The organism is Acidiphilium sp. (assembly GCF_049977125.1).
Lineage (GTDB): Bacteria > Pseudomonadota > Alphaproteobacteria > Acetobacterales > Acetobacteraceae > Acidiphilium.
Map to the genome: position 1 here is coordinate 1 of NZ_JBMFGY010000343.1, position 1850 is coordinate 1850.

Annotated in this window: 2 protein-coding genes; one reads left to right on the forward strand and one right to left on the reverse strand. The window is 60.4% G+C overall.

Going from position 1 to position 1850, the window contains the following annotated elements; genetic code table 11:
• Positions 1–987, reverse strand: a 987-nt coding sequence (locus ACP5E6_RS18905) for a chemotaxis protein CheB (RefSeq protein ID WP_427957012.1), incomplete at its 3' end; no start/stop codon positions are given.
• 149 nt (positions 988–1136) lie between these two features.
• Between ACP5E6_RS18905 and ACP5E6_RS18910 the strand changes: the two genes are divergently transcribed.
• Positions 1137–1526 carry a response regulator gene (locus tag ACP5E6_RS18910; protein ID WP_427957014.1) on the forward strand — a complete coding sequence of 130 codons (390 nt, stop codon included), beginning with the start codon at positions 1137–1139 and terminating at the stop codon, positions 1524–1526.
• The last annotated feature ends 324 nt before the right edge of the window (positions 1527–1850 follow it).

The window sequence follows — 1850 nt, forward strand, 5'->3', positions numbered from 1 at the left end:
GGTGCTGCACCCCGCGATCCAGATCCGCACCGGCCCGGGATCGCTGCGGTCCACCATCAGCGCGGGAATGACGCTGGTGCGCACCGTCTCGAATACCTTTGGATCACGAAAAAAGCTGGTCACGTTGATGAGCAGATCCTGTGCAAGTGCTTCGAGTTCAAGTGGATCGGCTTCGATCAGGTCGCGATACGGGGCTAGGTTGCCGCGCGGCATGCCGGCCAGCGCCATCCGCCGCTCGATCCGGCGCTGCAGCGTGCCTTGCTTGTAGAGCGAGAAATCATGCGCGGTGCGGTTGCGCAGCAGTTCGACGATCTGGCGGAACGGATCATCCGCCTCGCGGGCTGCGGCGGGGGCTGCAAGGGGTGTTGCTGCGCGCGCGGCGAGAGCGGCGGGCATCGCCGCGATCGGCAGGATCGCATCGACATGTCCAGTGGCGATCGCGCTGCGCGGCATACCGTCGTACTGCGCTTCGGTGGGGTCCTGGGCGATGACGTAGCCATGGCAGGCGCGGATGTCGCGGATCCCGGCACTCCCATCGCCCCCGGTTCCGGAGAGGATGATACCGATGGCGCGCGTGCCATAGGCCTGCGCGAGCGAATGCAACAGGAAATCGAACGGGAGTCGCGCGCCGTGACGCGCCAGCGGTCGCGATAGATGCAGCATGTTCTGCCCGACAGAAAGATAGTTTCCGGGCGGCAAGACATAGCAATGCCCGGGTTCGATCGGCATGCCTTCGGTGGCGTCGCGCACGATGAGCCCCGTATGGCTCGCCAGCAATTCCGCCAACAGGCTTCGCTGGGTCGGATCGAGATGCTGGACCACGATCAGCGCCATCGAACGGTCGGGTTCGAGCGCTTGCAGCAGAAGCCGACACGCTTCGAGCCCCCCGGCCGAAGCACCGATGCCGACCACAAAAAAATCCGTGTCCGGTGGAGTGGTCGGGCCACCAGCAGTCTCGGCTGGTGATTTCGGTTTGCCGCGTAGCATGTCTGCGCGCTTTCGCAGTGGCGTCCTAATCTGCAGGACTTATCAAGGGACCTATCATCATAATCGCATGCCGTCGACTACGTAGTTTCCGAGGCTGACGTCTATGGTGACGACCGGCTATGACACAATCCTTTCACTGGGGTCTGAATATGCCGAAACAAATGATCTCTATTTTGGTCGTCGACGACGATCAGTCGATTGGACCGCTGCTGGGTGACATTCTCGTCTATCTCGGTCATGCGGTCTGCGCCATCGTCACAAGCGAGGACGCAGCCGTGGCAGCGGCGGTAAGCCACCGCCCAGACCTCATCCTGATGGATGCAGGATTGCGGCCCGGCAACGGGATCGACGCGATGGACCGTATTGTCGCCCTGATCGGCCCGGTGCCACATGTCTTCATCAGCGGTGATTTGAAGAGCATCGGCATCAGGGTACCCCGTGCGATTGCGTTGCAGAAGCCGTTCCAGATCGACCAGATCGAAACGGCCATTCACCAAGCGATGGATCAGGTCGACAACATCTCGGGGCACCATAGGTAATTTCCGAGTCTATCCATGCCTGTTCCACCTTCGTAAGATCAAATATCGGGGCGGTTCGAGGAGTAGGTTCTCCTAAATGCGGCTCCGACAGGGATGGTCCATGTATCAAGCCTAATCATTCTGATCACGTTCGGAGGGCGCTGCGCAATGTCAAATGAAAATTCATCCGAATTGTCCTTGATACCGTTACCGGTCGGTGCGGCACGTAGCATTCCCCTCGAAGCAAGCGAGTCAATCGCCACTCGAGCAACTCGCCGGCCACCATTGTCGGAAGAGATCCTGTTTGGCGTGCATTGGTCTCTCGACCTCGCGACGTCGAAATTG

What these genes read in the sequence shown, in the direction of transcription:
- ACP5E6_RS18910 (WP_427957014.1), top strand. Translation starts at nt 1,137, where the DNA reads ATGCCGAAACAAATGATCTCTATTTTGGTCGTCGACGACGATCAGTCG.